The sequence below is a fragment of the Streptomyces sp. NPDC056479 genome (assembly GCF_042795335.1).
GTDB lineage: Bacteria > Actinomycetota > Actinomycetes > Streptomycetales > Streptomycetaceae > Streptomyces.
In genome coordinates this window covers 98484-115579 of sequence record NZ_JBHTRZ010000001.1, presented here as the reverse complement: position 1 = coordinate 115579, position 17096 = coordinate 98484, and the positions used below count along the sequence as shown (strand labels likewise).

At 69.4% G+C, this 17096-nt stretch carries 12 protein-coding genes; 9 read left to right on the top strand and 3 right to left on the bottom strand.

Annotated features, from left to right (window positions below; translation table 11 throughout):
- Positions 1-97 precede the first annotated feature (97 nt).
- Genes ACFQ6S_RS00470 through ACFQ6S_RS00460 form a run of 3 tightly spaced genes read left to right on the top strand, consistent with a single transcriptional unit; the run spans position 98 to position 6143 of the window.
- Positions 98-5197 carry a caspase family protein gene (locus ACFQ6S_RS00470; RefSeq protein ID WP_383401263.1) on the top strand — a complete coding sequence of 1700 codons (5100 nt, stop codon included), beginning with the start codon at positions 98-100 and terminating at the stop codon, positions 5195-5197.
- On the top strand, positions 5194-5544 hold the full coding sequence (locus ACFQ6S_RS00465; RefSeq protein WP_383401261.1) for a hypothetical protein: 351 nt from the start codon (positions 5194-5196) through the stop codon (positions 5542-5544). Before ACFQ6S_RS00470 ends, ACFQ6S_RS00465 begins: the two co-directional genes overlap by 4 nt.
- A complete protein-coding gene (locus tag ACFQ6S_RS00460) occupies positions 5541-6143 on the top strand; it encodes a hypothetical protein (protein ID WP_383401259.1) in 603 nt (200 codons plus the stop codon). Before ACFQ6S_RS00465 ends, ACFQ6S_RS00460 begins: the two co-directional genes overlap by 4 nt.
- 33 nt (positions 6144-6176) lie before the next feature.
- Here ACFQ6S_RS00460 and ACFQ6S_RS00455 read toward each other — a convergent pair whose 3' ends face one another.
- Positions 6177-6464, bottom strand: a complete 288-nt coding sequence (locus tag ACFQ6S_RS00455) for a DUF1905 domain-containing protein (protein WP_383401257.1) — start codon at positions 6462-6464, stop codon at positions 6177-6179.
- Between the two features lie 230 nt (positions 6465-6694).
- Here ACFQ6S_RS00455 and ACFQ6S_RS00450 point away from each other — a divergent pair, with 230 nt between their 5' ends.
- A complete protein-coding gene (locus tag ACFQ6S_RS00450; RefSeq protein ID WP_383401255.1) occupies positions 6695-8089 on the top strand; it encodes a glycoside hydrolase family 16 protein in 1395 nt (464 codons plus the stop codon).
- 54 nt (positions 8090-8143) lie between these two features.
- Here ACFQ6S_RS00450 and ACFQ6S_RS00445 read toward each other — a convergent pair whose 3' ends face one another.
- Positions 8144-8575, bottom strand: coding sequence for a spore germination protein GerW family protein (locus ACFQ6S_RS00445; RefSeq protein ID WP_383401254.1), 432 nt, complete (start codon positions 8573-8575; stop codon positions 8144-8146).
- Positions 8576-8649: 74 nt separating this feature from the next.
- Positions 8650-9540, bottom strand: coding sequence for an AraC family transcriptional regulator (locus tag ACFQ6S_RS00440; RefSeq protein WP_383401252.1), 891 nt, complete (start codon positions 9538-9540; stop codon positions 8650-8652).
- 177 nt (positions 9541-9717) lie between these two features.
- Here ACFQ6S_RS00440 and tkt point away from each other — a divergent pair, with 177 nt between their 5' ends.
- Genes tkt through pgi form a run of 5 tightly spaced genes read left to right on the top strand, consistent with a single transcriptional unit; the run spans position 9718 to position 17096 of the window.
- Entirely contained in the window at positions 9718-11811 is a 2094-nt protein-coding gene (gene tkt / locus ACFQ6S_RS00435) for a transketolase (protein ID WP_383401250.1), read from the top strand.
- Positions 11812-11829: 18 nt separating this feature from the next.
- Positions 11830-12978 (top strand): transaldolase, encoded by a 1149-nt coding sequence (tal, locus tag ACFQ6S_RS00430; protein WP_383401249.1) that lies wholly within the window; start codon positions 11830-11832, stop codon positions 12976-12978.
- Positions 12975-14519: a glucose-6-phosphate dehydrogenase gene (gene zwf, locus ACFQ6S_RS00425; RefSeq protein WP_383401247.1), complete on the top strand. Its 1545-nt coding sequence runs from the start codon at positions 12975-12977 to the stop codon at positions 14517-14519. The genes tal and zwf overlap by 4 nt, the downstream gene beginning before the upstream one ends.
- Positions 14516-15451 (top strand): glucose-6-phosphate dehydrogenase assembly protein OpcA, encoded by a 936-nt coding sequence (opcA, locus tag ACFQ6S_RS00420; RefSeq protein ID WP_383401245.1) that lies wholly within the window; start codon positions 14516-14518, stop codon positions 15449-15451. Before zwf ends, opcA begins: the two co-directional genes overlap by 4 nt.
- The gene (pgi, locus tag ACFQ6S_RS00415) at positions 15444-17096 is read left to right on the top strand and encodes a glucose-6-phosphate isomerase (protein ID WP_383401243.1); all 1653 of its coding nucleotides are present in this window, start codon (positions 15444-15446) and stop codon (positions 17094-17096) included. The genes opcA and pgi overlap by 8 nt, the downstream gene beginning before the upstream one ends.

Genomic DNA, 17096 nt, shown 5'->3' with positions numbered 1-17096 from the left:
ACGCCGCCCACCTGCGGTGGATGTTGCATGTTCCGCCTCACCCTGACATTTCCGTAAACGGCCACGACCGGGCCGCACCCCCCGCTAGCGTGCCCGAGTGACGATCAGACGATCAGCACTCCTCGTCGGAGTCGGCGCGACGCCCCGCGCCACCACGCTGTTTCCCTCGCTGGACCAAGTGGTGGAGAAGGACCTCGCCGCGATGTACACACAGGTCGTGGCCTCCGGGTACGACGTCGTCACGCTCGGGCGGCCGGACGACGGTCCGGCGGGCAGGAACGACATCACGACCGCGCTCGAGCGAGCAGCGGCCACGGACTGCGATCTTCTGCTGATCTACTTCACGGGCCACGGCGTGCGCGTCGGAGACATCGACTACCTCGTGCCGGCCGACGCCCACGCCCCCGCGCCGGGGCAGGAGTGGTCGCAGGCGCAGCTCGACTCGTTGCTCCCGGTCGACGTCACGTCCTACCTGAGCGGATGCCGGGCGCCGTCGGTGGTCTACGTCGTCGACGCCTGTCGGGACGGCGGACCGGACGACGAGGCGAACGCCCACTGGGGAGCGTCCACCGTCCACGCCCCGTCCGAACGGCTCGCCCTGTTCCTGGGCTGTGGCAGGAAACAACGGTGTCACTACGACGGCGAGGGAAGCTTCTTCACACGTGGCTTCACCGAGGTCCTGGACCCGTTCACCCCCGAGCGCGCGTTCAAGGGCATCGTCCGCCGAGTCAAGAAGCGCACCAGCGAGTACGCGCAGAGGGCGAACCTTCAGCAGACGCCGAGCGTGAGCTGTGCACCTGCGGACGAAGAACTCTCGGCCTTCCCGGAGCTGTGCGAGGGAACGGAGATTCCGCTGCGTTGGCGCAGCGCGGTGGAGCGCGCCCCGCTGTGGAGCACCGCACCGGGCGACTTGGGTCCCGACGCGGCCATGCGGGAGCGGATCGCCAATTTCGCGCACGAGTGCGCCGTCTCCGTCCTGAAGGACCGGCGTCGCTTCGACGACCCCTGGGAGGACCGTGGTCTGCCCACCCGGACGCTGAGCCGTGTGATGAAGGAGCTCCTGCGCGGTGCCCCCGAGCGTTCCCCGCTGGAGACCGGTCTGCTGGCCGCGCTTCCCTTCCTGCGAGAGGCGCTGTGGGCGCGCAAGCTCAGCCGACTCGCTGAAGCCGACCCGTTCGACCTCGACCAGGTGCCCGCGGATGTCGGCGTCGCCATACGCACCGAGCTCCAGTACATCCACGAAAGCCACGCCCAACTCCTGCGCAAGGCTCGCGGACATGCCCGGCGTGGCGAGACCGAGGCATTCCGGGCGCTGGCGGCGTGGCTGGCCCACCGCTGGGTGGCCGAGCAACTCGTCGAGCCGCCCGACCCGGGTGGGGCAGAACTGATCCGGCAGCTGGCCCGGGCCCTGCTCGGACCGGAACAGGAGCACCAGGCCGACGAGGTCTACTGGTTGTTGGTGAAGAGCCTTCGGTTTCTCTTCGACGATCCGATGGACGCCGACCTGTACCGCCGTCACCTGGATCAGACACCCACGGCTCTGACGACGGCCGAGGGACGCTGTTCGGTGCGCTGGTGGGGCGTGCTGGGGGTCGTCCGGCTCGCCGGTCTCCTGGCGGCCGACGTACGGCAGTTCCCCGATGTGCTTCCGGACCATGTGGGCGTGGCGGCCCCGGTGGTCCCCGCCGATGTCGTCCAGTCCCTGCACGACCAGCTCGAGTGGGCCGTGGAGGGGGGCCACCTCGACCTTCAGATGCTGTGTCCGCATCCCGCCGTGCACGAAGGCATTCTGGACCTCGCGCAGCGCGCGGACATGGTGTTGCAGTCCCTGCACGGGGCCCAGGAACAGCAGCGCGGCGACCATGTCGAGGGCCTGCCCCGGAGGATCACCACGCATGGCCTGGTTCCGGCACGCCAGAAACAGACGGAAGAACGTCTCTACACCGTGCCCCTGCTGCGCTTCGCACTGGCTCAGGACGAGATACGCGAGCTCCTGATGGGTCACCAGTTGTATGGCGACCGATCCCTGGCCGTGCGGGAGCTTTACCAGAACGCCGCCGACGCCTGCCGTTACCGTGAACTGCGCTGGCGCTATCTCGACGATCACAAGGGCGGCGCACCCTCCGCGTGGAACGGCCAGATCAAGGTCACGCAGGGCCGGACGCCGACGGTCGACGGACGTCCCGGCCGGGCCTTCATCGAGTGCCGCGACAATGGCGTCGGCATGGGGCGCGCGCAACTGGAGCAGACGTTCAGTCGTGCCGGCCGCCGCTTTTCCCAGACCCGTGCGTTCCGGCAGGAACAGGCCCGGTGGCTGAGCGCGGACCCTCGGCTCCGGCTGCACCCCTACAGCCGGTTCGGCATCGGCGTTCTCAGCTATTTCATGATCGCGGACGAAGTGACCCTGGTGACCCGGGAGGTCCATCCGGACGGCCGGATCGCCCGGCAGGCTCTGGTGGTCGACATCTCCAGCAGCAGCGGTCTCTTTCGCATCCGGGTGTACGAGGACGAGGACGACCCCGTGCGCGAGGGCGGCACCCGCGTCCGCCTGATGCTCAGCGAGCCCGAGGGCGACGGGGAGCAGGTGTCGGCGCTGAGGGTCCTGAGCCATCAGGTGCGCCTGAGCGAGTACGAGTTCGTGTTGCGCGAGGAGGACGGCAGCCCCGAAACCCGCCCCGCCGGGGAATTGCGACACCCTGCGGGAAACGAGGTCGACCCGGTAGGGCCGCTCAACGCCAGGGGACCCGTGTGGTGGGTCACGGGTCAGGGCGCCGTACTCGCCGACGGCATCATCACGTCCCAGCAGACCGTCGGTTACGTGGTGAATCTTTCCGGCTCACACGCACCGCAGCTGAGCGTGAACCGCAACAGCCTGCTGAGCTGGGACCAGGAATGGGCCGCCGAGCGGATAGGCCAGGCCGCGGCAGACCTGCCGGGCTGGGAGGGCCTGGATCTCAGCTGGCTGTGGGATCTGGAGTCCCATGACGCGGCGTTGGCCCGGACGGTCGCCGCCGAACTGGCCGGCCGCGGACTCGTTCTGCCCGTGTACCGGACTTCCACGTTCGACTGGCCGGAACCCTCACTCGATGCCATCGGCTGCTTCGTCGATGACCGGGGCATGCTGCCTCGGAGCGCCGACGACAGGCGTAACCGGTTCGACGAACGCACGGCCCCTTGGCGGCTCGCGGTCCTGCGCAGTCAGGGTTTGCGTGTCGGCGACGAACGCAGCGAGGACATGGTCCCTCCGGAGGATGTCACCGGGTATCCCGTTCCGCGTCCGGGCGACAGCAGCCTCCTCGATCACGCGGTGGGCGTGGGACCGGAGTTGGTCGAGCACGCCCATCGCACCAAAAGGTCCGTCGCCGAAACTCTGCGGGACCTGCGGCGGTTCGCCATCCTTGGCAGGAAGGTCCGTATTCCGGCGGTCACGGCGGACCGCACCCCCGCCCTCGACTTCGTACCCGAACCCGGCGACGACGAGCTGGTGCGGTGGATGCACGACTGGTCGGATCCGAGCCGGGCGGAGTTGCGGCCCCCGGCAGCGGCACTGCTGCCGCTGTCGGTCGAGAGCGGCCTGACTCTGGGAGCGCTGCTCGACCGCTGTCGCCGCTATGAACCCCTTGGCCTGAGAGTGCCCGATGTGCCCTTGGCCCGTCTGGCCGACCTCGTGGCCACGCCCAAGGACGTGTCGCTGCTGGTCATCGGACTGGAGGGCAATCGCCGCCTGCCGGTCAACGGCCTGCCCAGAGACGTCCTGCCGATTCACGTCGCCCGCCTGGCGGACCGCCTCGGGCTCTCGGGCCCGCAGGTACTGGAAGAGCTCAAGGCCTGGGAGTTCCTCGGCTACCGGTTGCCGGCCGAGGAGGAACTGCTGCCGTCCGCGCTCAGCTCCACGGACTGGAATCTCCTGCATCAGCTCTGGAACGCGGACACGGAGGAGCCGGGCCCGAGTCTCCAGTCCGTTCTGGCCGAGGCCGCCCGCCAGAAGACGACCGCTGCCGAGCTCCTGGAGTCGGTCGGCTACGTCGCGGAACAGGTCGGCGCACGACTGCCGGAACTTCATGTACCGAAAGATCCACTCATGGCCTTGGAAGCGGCCGACCTGAAGCTGCTCACGGTCGACGCCGACGACGGCGCCCCGTTGCCCACACCTGGCATCCCCATCGACATCCTGGCCCTGGCCCATGCCCCGGGCGGCAAGCTTCCCGGGCTCGGTTCGGACCGGGACTGGGAGCCCTGGGAGATGTTCGTCGCCCGGGTGGACCGTCTGGCCGCGTTCGGCATGCAGGTCCCCGAGGATCTCGAACCACTGAGGCACTGGGTGGGCCTGCCCAACCGGGACCGTATCGCGGTGCTCATCGGCAGTCTCGATCCGGCGATTGCGTGGACCGCGGCCACCGTTGTCCTCGCGGCCGGTGAGCTCGGCGAGTCGCTGGACGAGTCTCTGCAACGGCTGGCCACCCAGGCCGATCACCTCGGCAAACAGGCACCCGCCCTGCCGGCGGAAGCCCTTTCGCTCAAGCCCACCGAAGCCGAGACGCAACTGATGCTCGACCTTGCCGGCCTGGACGCAGGCCTGCCGCTGCGGGCCGAATGGATCCCCATCACACCGTTCCACCTCGCCCGCTACGCCCACGATTCCGCCCTCACCCTGGGTGAGGCACTCCAACGCCTCGCCCCCTATGCCGCGCTGGGTGCCATGCTTCCCGACCTCACCGACGAGCAGCGTGCGGCGGTCGCGCCGATCGCGCCCGAACCGTACGACCTCCTCGCGCTGTCCACGGACATGGACCTCGCCACGCCCCGCCCCGACCAGCCTGTCAAGCCTCTGGAGCTGGTCGTCATGGCCGCCCGCATCGGACGGAGCGTCCGGGCGGTGCAGAAGATGCTGAGTGGCTACGAGGCGTTCGGCGTCGTCGTCGACGTGCCGGCGGCACCCGATGTGGTTCCCGTCTGGAGGGACCTCATTCTGCTGAGCGAAGGACTCAACGGCCGTGAACCGGCCCTCCATGGCGCGGTGTCACGGGATCGGGCTCAGGCGCTGGCGCGCGAGCTCGGCTCGGACCACGACTGGGTGACGCGCCGACTGGAGATGTACGCCACCATGTTCGAACTCGGCGTCGAGCCCCTCGACGAGGAACAACCCACCGCGGAAGGCCACCCGATCGTGGCCGCAACCGAGGAGCAGACGTCATGACCAGCCCTCCGCACGATGTGGACCTCAAGTACGCCCAGGCCCCGCTGGGTTCCGTCGACGATCAGTTCCAGTTCGGCGTCGACGAGGACGGAGTGACCGTCTCGGGTGCCTGCCCACGCTGCCACGGCCCGACGTCCACCACGTTCCCCAAGGGAATCGCCGGCTCGAAAGGGTTCCCCTGGTTCAGGCGCGGCACGGGCTCCAAGGCAGAACTGGAAGCAGCGGCGAGGGCGGAGACGATGTTCTGCGAATGTGGTTTCACGCATGCCGAACAACCCGAGGACACGCTCTTCGAGGGATGCGGCGCACAGTGGACGCTCAAGTCCGGTTCAGGAGGCACCCCTTGAGTCCCGGCGTCGTCCGCAGATGGGGAGAACTGGCCAGAGAACTCGAGTTCTGCCAGCTCGACATGCTCCGCAAGCAGGCGGAGGGATGGCGCAACGGACTCCTCGGCCTCACCGCCCTGGTGACGGTCGTCACGGTCCTGAAGGGCCGCGACGACCTGTCCCAGTTGCCCTCGTCCTGGCGGATCGTCGCGACCTCACTCCTGGGCGTCGCCTTCCTTCTCCTCGTGGTGGGGTCGCTGCTCGCCGTTCGAGCCTCGTTCGGCCGGCCGGGCGAGCAGCTCCTGCTCGGCGGGAACTCCCTCCGGCGCTGGACACGGGTCGAGACCACCCGGGTGCGCCGGGCGCTCCACCTGAGTGCGGCCGCATTCGCCGGAGGTGTGCTGCTGGTGGTCGCCGCGCTGGGCGTCTCCTGGACGTACACCGAGAGTCCTGCGACCAATCTGGTGAAGGTGACGACGGTGGGAGGAACGGTCTGCGGTGAGCTCGTCTCGTACGTTCCCGCTCGCGCCACGCTCCTTCGTACGTCACAGGGCAGCGATCACCAGATGGTGATCCCCGGCTCCCAGATCCGCAGAATGACGCCCGCGTCCGCCTGCTGATCTGGGCCGGGAGTGCTGTCCCCATGCGTGACATCAGAGACGGATGGTCATCTCCACCGACACCTCGTCACCGGAGCGCAGCCCCTGCGGCTTGCGCACCGCGTTCTTCAGCGGCAGCAGGTAGCCGCCGTCCTTGGGGAAGAGTGACGTCTCGAAAGCGACTTCGCCTACCCTGGCCTCAACCGGGATCACACCCCAGCCGTAGGTGGCCATCGCCGCCACCTCCCGGATGTCGCCGGCCTCCTCGTCCGGGACCCGCACGAAGTAGTACGGCGCCGGTCCGCGCCATTCGATCACCGGGCCGGTGAAGGCGAGTTCCATGCGTCAGGCCTCTTCTCTCTCCAGGACGAAGCGCTCCGGCACGTCCACGCATTCATAGGGTGAACTTACCTGTGGCGCAAGGGATTTCTCTGCTTCACCTCTTGACGACCGGGACGCCGGGGAGCACATTGGCGACACCTTGAGAGCGCTCTCAGAGGAACGTGCACGCGTCCTCGCACCCACCCCCCACACTCCCGGCTCGACTCCGTACACCGAGAGGCAGCACCCCCATGAGCGAACCCTCCGGCATACCCCGCAGACGCCGACCCCTCAGACGTGCGCTCGTCGCCGTGCTCGGCACGCTCGGCCTGGCGGCGGCCGCCGCCATCGTCGCCGTCCCGTCCGCGAACGCCTCCGCGCCCACGCCCCCGTCAGGTTGGACCCAGGTCTTCCTGGACGACTTCAACGGCGCCGCGGGCAGCGGCGTGAACACCTCCGACTGGCAGTACGCGACCGGCAAGGGCTACCCCGGCGGCCCCGCCAACTGGGGCACCGGCGAGATCGAGACGATGACGAACAGCGCGGACAACGTCTCGCTCGACGGCAGTGGCAACCTCCGCATCACCCCGCGCCGCGACGGGTCCGGCAACTGGACCTCCGGTCGCATCGAGACCAACCGCACCGACTTCCAGCCCCCGGCGGGCGGCAAGCTGCGCGTCCAGTCCCGCATCCAGATGCCGAACGTCACCGGCGCGGCCGCCCGCGGCTACTGGCCGGCCTTCTGGATGCTGGGCGCGCCCTACCGCGGCAACTACTGGAACTGGCCGAGCGTCGGCGAGCTGGACATCATGGAGAACGTCCAGGGCCTCAACACCGTGTGGTCGACGATGCACTGCGGCACAAGCCCGGGCGGGCCGTGCAACGAGACGACGGGCATCGGCGGTTCCCGCGCCTGTCCCGGCGCCACCTGCCAGGCGGGCTTCCACACCTACGCGATGGAATGGGACCGCTCGACGAGCCCGGAGCAGATCCGCTTCTACGTCGACGACATCAACTACCACACCGTACGGGCCGATCAGGTCGATGCGACGACCTGGACCAATGCCACCAACCACGGCTTCTTCGTCATCCTGAACGTGGCTATGGGCGGCGGTTTCGTCGACGCCTTCGGCGGCGGCCCGGACGGCGCGACCGTGCCCGGCCACTCGATGGTCGTCGACTACGTCCAGGTGTTGTCCAGCGGCGGCGGTACGACTCCCCCGCCGACGGGCAACCGTGACGCCTACAGCGCCATCCAGGCCGAGTCGTACGACGGCCAGGGCGGCGTGAGCACCGAGTCCACCTCCGACTCGGGCGGCGGCCAGAACATCGCGGCACTCGCCAACGGCGACTGGGCGCTGTACCGGGGCATCGACTTCGGCTCCTCGACGGCCACTCAGTTCGTCGCCCGGGTGGCGAGCGGTGCGGCGGGCGGCGTCAGCGGTCTGGTGGAGGTGCGCCTGGACAGTCGTGGCAACGCGCCCGTCGGCAGTTTCGCGGTGGGCAACACGGGCGGCTGGCAGTCGTGGCGGACGATCCCCGCCAACATCGGCGCGGTGACCGGCACGCACGACGTCTATCTCACCTTCACCAGCGGCCAGCCGGCGGACTTCGTGAACGTGAACTGGTTCAACTTCGGTCGCTGACAGCCGAGTTCGACCGATGCCCCGCGAGGCCGCCGCCGCGGGGCATCGGCGCGCTCAGCGCCCGCGCCGCAGCGCACGGACGGCCTTCGGCAGGGCGGTGCCCAGGAGGAGGGCGGCGAGGGGGAGCACGATGTCGCCCCAGGGGTCCCGGATCGGTTTGTACGTCGCCGCGCCGTCCCGGATCTCGATGTAGCCGAGGGGCCTGGCCTCCACCCCTCCCCCGCCGCCTCCGCCGTCACCGGCCTTGGCGCCCTCGACCATGCGTCCCGCGCCGCCGCCGAAGCCGAAGCCGACCTTGGCGACCGGGATGACGGTGAGGACGTCGACGGTGACGGGTTCGCCGTACACGGCGGTGACGGAGGCGCGGCCGCCGAGCTTTTCGGCGAGGCGTTCCAGGAGGACGGCCGTGGCCCCGGCCGCTGGGGCGTCCGCATCCGGCACGGACACGGAAGTGGAGTCCGCATTGTCTTGATTGCTGGCTGTCATGACGGTTTCGTAGGTGCACGGGATCCCCCTGTCAAGGGACCTCGCCGCAACGCCCCCGAAGGGGCGCGGGAGCGTCAGCTCAACTCGGCGCGAAACGCCGCCGGCGTCATCTCCGTGTGCTGATGGAAGAACTTGGAGAAGTTCGCGGCGTCCGGGAACCCGACCGCCGCTCCGACTCGGCCGATCGGCAGGTCCGTGTGGGCGAGGAGCCGCTTGGCCTCCAGGATCACCCGCTTGTCGATGAACCCCTTGGGCGTCTCGCCGGTCGCGGCGCGGACCGCGCGCACCAGGGTGCGGCGGGAGTAGCCGAGTTGGTCGGCGTAGGCGCTGACGCTGTGATTGGTGGCGAAGCCCTGCTCCACCGCGTCCCGGAAGAGGGTGAACGTCGTGTCGCCCTGATGGCGCGCGGCCTCCGCCGAGCTAGCGGCGAGATGGGCCAGGCGCAGCAGGAACGCGGTCAGTGAATGACGCAGCACCGCGGTGTGCAGGCTCAGGGGGAGGGTCGTCGTGTCCTCGTACTCGCGCTGGAGTTGGGCGAGGGACGAGCGGAGGGCGGTGAGCTGCGCGTCGTCGGGGTGGAGCAGGGGCGGGAGGTCGTAGCGGTAGAGGCCGGTGGCCTCGACCGTGGCGCGGGGCAGGAAACCCGGCTGCATGGTCAGGACGGTGCCCCGATAGCCGCCGGTCCCGGAGAAGCGGTGGACCTGGCCGGGGCGGATCCACAACAGGTCGCCGGCCCCCGCCTCGTACTCGGCGAAGTCGATCATGTGGTGCACGGGGCCCTCGCTGAAGAGCATCACGACATGGAAATCGATGCGGTGGACCCGCTCCAGGGGTGCTTCGGCGGCGTGCCAGGTGCGGCCTGCGCCCATCCGGCCCACCTGCATGCCGACGCCGAGGACGCTCAGATCGACCGGGAACGGAAAGGTCCGTATCGCCTGGCCGCCTTGGGCCCTTGTGTCCACCATGTCCGTCTCATGCCGTCTCAGTCGTGCACGGCCCGCGCTCAGCCGTGCGCCGCGTGCTGCGCCGTGTCCCACTTTCACCACAGCCTGACACACACCGACCTTCCCTCTCAAAAGTCAGACTTTTACTTTTGAACGCGTTGGACCAGCCACTTCGCTCCGATCGAGGACTTCTTGAAGATGAGCACGCAAACACCGGACACTTTCGAATGGACCGAACTGGACCGGCGTGCCGTCGACACAGCGCGCCTGTTGGCGGCGGATGCGGTACAGAAGGTCGGCAACGGCCACCCGGGCACCGCGATGAGCCTGGCCCCGGCCGCGTACACGATCTTTCAAAAGGTGATGCGTCACGATCCCGCCGACCCTGAGTGGACCGGACGGGATCGTTTCGTTCTGTCCCCCGGCCACACGTCGCTGACCCTCTACACCCAGCTCTTCCTCGCCGGGTACGAGCTGGAGCTCGACGACCTCAAGGCCTTCCGGACCCATGGTTCGAAGACGCCGGGGCACCCCGAGTACGGCCACACCGCCGGCGTGGAGACCACCACCGGCCCGCTCGGCCAGGGTGTCGCCAACGCCGTCGGCATGGCGATGGCCGCCCGCTACGAACGCGGTCTGTTCGACCCGGAGGCTCCCGAGGGCGAGTCCCCGTTCGACCACACCATCTGGGCGATCGTCTCCGACGGCGATCTGGAGGAGGGCGTCTCCGCCGAGGCCTCCTCCCTCGCCGGCCACCAGAAGCTCGGCAACCTCGTCTTCCTCTACGACGACAACCACATCTCCATCGAGGGCGACACCGCGACCGCGTTCTCCGAGGACGTGCTGAAGCGCTACGAGGCGTACGGCTGGCACGTACAGCGGATCGAGCCGGCCCTCGGCGGCGACATCGACGTGCACGCGCTGTACGCGGCGCTCAGGGCGGCGCAGGCCGAGACCGAGCGCCCCTCGATCATCTCGATGCGCACGATCATCGCCTGGCCCGCCCCCAACGCCCAGAACACCGAGGCCTCGCACGGCTCCGCGCTCGGCGCGGACGAGATCGCCGCCACCAAGCGCATCCTCGGATTCGACCCCGAGCGGTCCTTCGAGGTCACCGACGAGGTCCTCGCCCACACCCGCCGCGCCCTGGACCGGGGCGCCGAGGCCCACGCGGCCTGGGACAAGCAGCTCGGAGCATGGCGCACCGCCGGCCCCGAACGTGCCCGGCTGTTCGACCGGATCGTCGCGGGTCAGCTGCCCGAGGGCTGGGAGTCCGCGATCCCGGTCTTCGAGGAGGGCAAGTCGGTCGCCACCCGCGCCGCGTCCGGCAAGGTGCTCCAGGCGCTCGGCCCCGTCCTCCCCGAGCTGTGGGGCGGCTCCGCCGACCTCGCCGGGTCGAACAACACGACCATCGACAGGACGAGTTCGTTCCTGCCGAAGGGCAACCCGCTGCCCGAGGCCGACCCGTACGGCCGTACCGTCCACTTCGGCATCCGCGAGTTCTCGATGGCCGCCGAGATGAACGGCATCGCCCTGCACGGCAACACCCGTGTCTACGGCGGCACTTTCCTGGTCTTCTCGGACTACATGCGCAACGCCGTGCGCATGTCCGCCCTGATGCAGCTGCCGGTGACGTACGTCTGGACGCACGACTCCATCGGCCTCGGTGAGGACGGTCCGACCCACCAGCCGGTCGAGCACCTGGCCTCGCTGCGCGCCATCCCGGGCCTGAACATCGTCCGCCCCGCCGACGCCAACGAGACGGCGATCGTCTGGGCCGAGATCCTGCGCCGGCACTCCGCCGACCCGGCCCCGCACGGCCTCGCGCTGACCCGCCAGGCCGTGCCGACGTACGCGCCCGACTCGGATGCGGCGAAGGGTGGTTACGTCCTGCGTGACTCGTCCACCGAGACTCCCGACGTGGTCCTCATCGCCACCGGCTCGGAGGTCCAGCTCGCCGTCGCCGCGCGCGAGCGGCTGGAGGGCGAGGGGATCGGCACGCGGGTGGTGTCGATGCCGTCCGTGGAGTGGTTCGAGCAGCAGCCGCGCGAGTACCGCGAGAGCGTGCTGCCGCCGGCCGTGAAGGCTCGGGTCGCTGTCGAGGCCGGTATCGGGCTGACCTGGTACCGGTTCGTGGGCGACGCCGGGCGCATCGTCTCCCTGGAGCACTTCGGCGCCTCCGCCGACGCCAAGACCTTGTTCGCCGAGTACGGCTTCACCCCCGAGAACGTCGCCGCCGCCGCAAGGGCTGCATTGAATTCAACTACGGGCCTGGCCGCCGCCCGCGGTTGATCCGAACGCAGAAAGAAGATGATCACTGTGACCACCGAAGCGACCCCAACCGCGGGAATCCTCGAGCGACTTGCCGACGAGGGCGTCTCGATCTGGCTGGACGACCTCTCGCGCAAGCGGATCGAGTCCGGCAACCTCGCCGAGCTGATCGCCGACCGGAATGTCGTGGGCGTCACCACCAACCCGTCCATCTTCCAGGCCGCCATCGGCTCCGGCGAGGGCTACCAGGAGCAGCTCGCCGACCTCGCGGTGCGGGGCGTCACGGTCGATGAGGCCGTGCGCATGATGACCACCGCCGACGTCCGCGCCGCCGCCGACATCCTGCGGCAGGTGTACGACGCCACCGACGGCCGGGACGGCCGGGTGTCCATCGAGGTCGACCCGCGCCTCGCCCACGACACGACGGCCACCGTCGCCGAGGCCGGACAGCTGGCCTGGCTGGTCGACCGGCCCAACGTGATGATCAAGATCCCGGCGACCAGGGCGGGACTCCCCGCCATCACCGAGGTCATCGCCCAGGGCATCAGCGTCAACGTCACGCTGATCTTCTCCCTGGAGCGCTACCGCGAGGTCATGGACGCCTACCTGGCCGGTCTGGAGAAGGCCGCCGCCAAGGGCCTGGACCTCTCCCACATCCACTCCGTGGCCTCCTTCTTCGTCTCCCGCGTCGACGCCGAGATCGACAAGCGGCTGACGGCGATCGGTACGGACGAGGCCCTCGCGCTCAAGGGCCGGGCGGCGCTGGCGAACGCGCGGCTCGCCTACGAGGCGTACGAGGAAGTCTTCTCCGGTGACCGCTGGACGGCCCTCGCCGGCGCCCGGCCCAACAAGCAGCGCCCGCTGTGGGCGTCCACGGGCGTCAAGGACCCCGCCTACAGGGACACCCTGTACGTGGACCAGCTGGTCGCGCCCGGCACCGTCAACACGATGCCCGAGGCCACGCTGAACGCCACCGCCGACCACGGCGAGATCACCGGCGACACGGTGACCGGGGGCTACGCACAGGCCCGCGCCGACCTGGCCGCGGTGGAGGCGCTCGGGATCTCGTACGACGACGTCGTCACCCGGTTGGAGGACGAGGGCGTCGCCAAGTTCGAGGTGGCGTGGCAGGACCTGTTGGACGCCGTCAAGAAGTCGCTCGGCAGCAAGGGAGCTGACGCAGAATGACCTCCGACCGGGAGACCCCCGACTGGGACAACCCGCTCCGCGACACCCGGGACCGCAGGCTCCCCCGGATCGCCGGCCCGTCCGGGCTCGTGATCTTCGGGGTCACGGGTGACCTGTCCCGCAAGAAGCTGATGCCGGCCGTGTACGACCTCGCCAACCGCGGCATGCTGCCGCCGGGCTTCTCGCTGGTCGGCTTCGCACGCCGGGACTGGGAGGACGAGGACTTCGCGCAGATCGTGCACGACTCGGTGCGCGAGCACGCCCGTACGGAGTTCCGTGAGGAGGTCTGGCAGCAGCTCTCCGAGGGCATGCGGTTCATCCCCGGCGACTTCGACGACGACATGGCCTTCGAGCAGCTGCGCCAGACGGTCGAGGAGCTGGACAAGGCGCGCGGCACGAGCGGCAACTACGCCTTCTATCTCTCCGTACCGCCGAAGTTCTTCCCCAAGGTCGTGCAGCAGCTCAAGAAGCACGGCCTGGCGGACGCCCCCGAGGGGTCCTGGCGGCGGGCGGTCATCGAGAAGCCGTTCGGGCGGGACCTCGCGAGCGCCCGTGAGCTGAACGCGATCGTGCACGACGTGTTCGACCCGGAGCAGGTCTTCCGGATCGACCACTACCTGGGCAAGGAGACCGTCCAGAACATCCTGGCGCTGCGGTTCGCGAACCAGATGTTCGAGCCGATCTGGAACCGGTCGTACGTCGACCATGTGCAGATCACGATGGCCGAGGACATCGGCATCGGCGGCCGGGCGGGCTACTACGACGGCATCGGGTCGGCCCGTGACGTCATCCAGAACCACCTCCTGCAGCTGATGGCACTGACCGCCATGGAGGAGCCGGCCGCCTTCGACGCGGCCTCGCTGCTCACCGAGAAACTGAAGGTCCTCAGGGCGGTGAAGCTGCCGGAGGAGCTCGGCGAGCACACCGTGCGCGGGCAGTACGCGGGCGCCTGGCAGGGCGGCGAGAAGGTGCTCGGATACCTCGACGAGGACGGCATCGACCCGGGGTCGAAGACCGACACCTACGCCGCCATCAGGCTGAACGTGGACAACCGGCGCTGGGCGGGCGTGCCGTTCTACCTGCGTACCGGCAAACGGCTCGGGCGGCGGGTGACGGAGATCGCCGTCGTCTTCCAGCGGGCGCCGCACTCCCCGTTCGACTCCTCCGCCACCGAGGAACTCGGCCAGAACGCGATCGTCATCCGCGTCCAGCCGGACGAGGGCGTGACGGTCCGGTTCGGCTCGAAGGTGCCGGGCACGTCGATGGAGATCCGGGACGTGACGATGGACTTCGCCTACGGCGAGTCGTTCACGGAGTCCAGCCCGGAGGCGTACGAGCGGCTCATCCTGGATGTCCTCCTCGGGGACGCCAATTTGTTCCCCCGTCACCAGGAAGTGGAAGAGTCCTGGAAGATCCTCGACCCGATCGAGGAGTACTGGGACACGCACGGCAGGCCGGCGCGGTACGCGTCCGGGAGCTGGGGACCCGAGGAAGCGGACGAGATGCTCGCACGAGACGGACGGAGCTGGCGCAGGCCATGAAGATCGACCTGAGCGACACCACGGCAAGCAAGATCAACAAGGCGCTGGTGCAGGGCCGCCGCGCGATCGGCACGCCGGCCGTGGGCATGGTCCTGACGATGGTCATCGTCACGGACGAGGAGAACGCCTACGACTCGATCAAGGCGGCCGAGGAGGCCTCGCACGAGCACCCCGCACGCACCCTGGTCGTGATCAGGCGGCACGCCCGCACCCCGCGCGACCGCACCCGCTCGCACCTCGACGCCGAGGTCCGGGTGGGCGCCGACGCCGGCACCGGCGAGACGGTCGTGCTGCGGCTGTACGGCGAGGTGTCCGAGCACGCCGACTCCGTGGTGCTGCCGCTGCTGCTGCCGGACGCGCCGGTCGTCGTGTGGTGGCCGGTGGACGCGCCGGACAACCCCTCCAAGGACCCGCTGGGCGCGCTCGCCCAGCGCCGGATCACCGATCTGTACACCACCGAGACCCCGCTGTCGGACCTGGAGGTGCGCGCCCGCTCCTACGCGCCCGGCGACACCGACCTCGCCTGGACCAGGCTCACCCCCTGGCGCTCCATGCTCGCCGCGGCCCTGGACCAGGCCCGGGTGCCGATCGTCTCGGCGACCGTGGAGGCCGAGGCCGACAACCCGGCCGCCGAGCTGCTGGCCCGCTGGCTGGAGGCCCGCCTCCATGTCACCGCCGAGCGGGTGGTCACCGCCGGTCCGGTCGTCACGGGCGTGCGGCTGGGCACCGAGAACGGCGAGATCGTCATCGACCGTCCCGAGGGACCGCTGGCCACGCTGTCCCTGCCGGACCAGCCGTCGCGCACCCTCGCGCTGAAGGTCCGCACCACCTCCGAACTCATCGCCGAGGAGCTCAGGCGCCTCGACGCGGACGAGATGTACGCCATCGCCCTGCGGGGCGAGGCGACCAAGGAGACGTCCTCTCATGGCTGAGACCCCCAAGCTCACCCGGCGCCCCGAGTGGGCCGCGCTGGAGGACCACCGCGCGGATGTGCTCCAGCGCCCGCGGCTGCGTGAGCTGTTCGCGGCCGATCCCTCCCGCGCCGAGCGGTACGTCGTGCGCGTGGGCGATCTGCGGATCGACTACTCCAAGCACCTGATCAACGACGAGACCCTCGCCCAGCTGCGCGAACTGGCCGCCGCCACCGATGTGTCCGGGCTGCGCGACGCGATGTTCCGCGGCGAGAAGATCAACGTGACCGAGGACCGGGCGGTGCTGCACACCGCGCTGCGGGCGCCGCGGGACGCGGTGATCGAGGTGGACGGCGAGAACGTCGTGCCCAAGGTGCACGCCGTGCTCGACAAGATGGGCGACTTCGCCGACCGCGTCCGCTCCGGCGCGTGGACCGGCCACACCGGCCGCCGGATCCGCAACGTCGTCAACATCGGCATCGGCGGCTCCGACCTCGGGCCGGCCATGGCGTACGAGGCGCTGCGCCCGTTCACGGCACGGGAGTTGACCTTCCGGTTCGTCTCCAACGTGGACGGCGCCGACCTGCACGAGGCGGTCCGCGACCTGGACCCGGCGGAGACCCTGTTCATCGTCGCGTCCAAGACATTCACCACGATCGAGACGATCACCAACGCCACCTCGGCCCGCTCCTGGCTGCTGGCCGGACTCGGCGGTGAGGACAAGGCGGTCGCCAGGCACTTCGTCGCGCTGTCGACCAACGCCGAGAAGGTGTCCGCCTTCGGCATCGACCCGGACAACATGTTCGAGTTCTGGGACTGGGTCGGCGGGCGGTATTCCTACGACTCGGCGATCGGTCTGTCCCTGATGATCGCCATCGGCCCGGAGCGCTTCCGGGAGATGCTCGACGGCTTCCACCTCGTCGACGAGCACTTCAGGAACGCGCCCGCCGAGGCCAACGCCCCGCTGATCCTGGGCCTGTTGGGCATCTGGTACGTCAACTTCTTCGGCGCCGAGTCCCATGCGGTGCTGCCGTACTCGCACTACCTGTCGAAGTTCACGGCGTATCTGCAGCAGCTGGACATGGAGTCCAACGGCAAGTCGGTGGACCGTGACGGCCACACCGTGGGCTGGGAGACCGGACCGGTGGTGTGGGGCACGCCCGGCACCAACGGGCAGCACGCCTACTACCAGCTGATCCACCAGGGCACCCGGCTGATCCCGGCCGATCTGATCGGCTTCGCCCGTCCGGTCGCCGAGTTGAGCGACGAACTCAAGGCGCAGCACGACCTGTTGATGGCGAACCTCTTCGCCCAGGGCCAGGCGCTCGCCTTCGGCAAGACGGCGGACGAGGTGCGGGCGGAGGGCGTGCCCGAGGAGCAGGTCCCGCACCGCACCTTCCTCGGCAACCACCCCACCACCACGATCCTCGCCCGCGAGCTGACCCCGTCGGTCCTCGGCCAGCTGGTCGCCCTCTACGAACACAAGGTGTTCGTGCAAGGCGCGATCTGGAACATCGACTCCTTCGACCAGTGGGGCGTGGAACTGGGCAAGGTCCTCGCCAAGCGGGTCGAACCCGCGCTCACCGAGGGCGCGGAAGTCCCCGGTCTGGATGCCTCCACCGCCGCCCTCGTGGCCGCTTACCGTGAACTCAAGGAAGTGAACTGA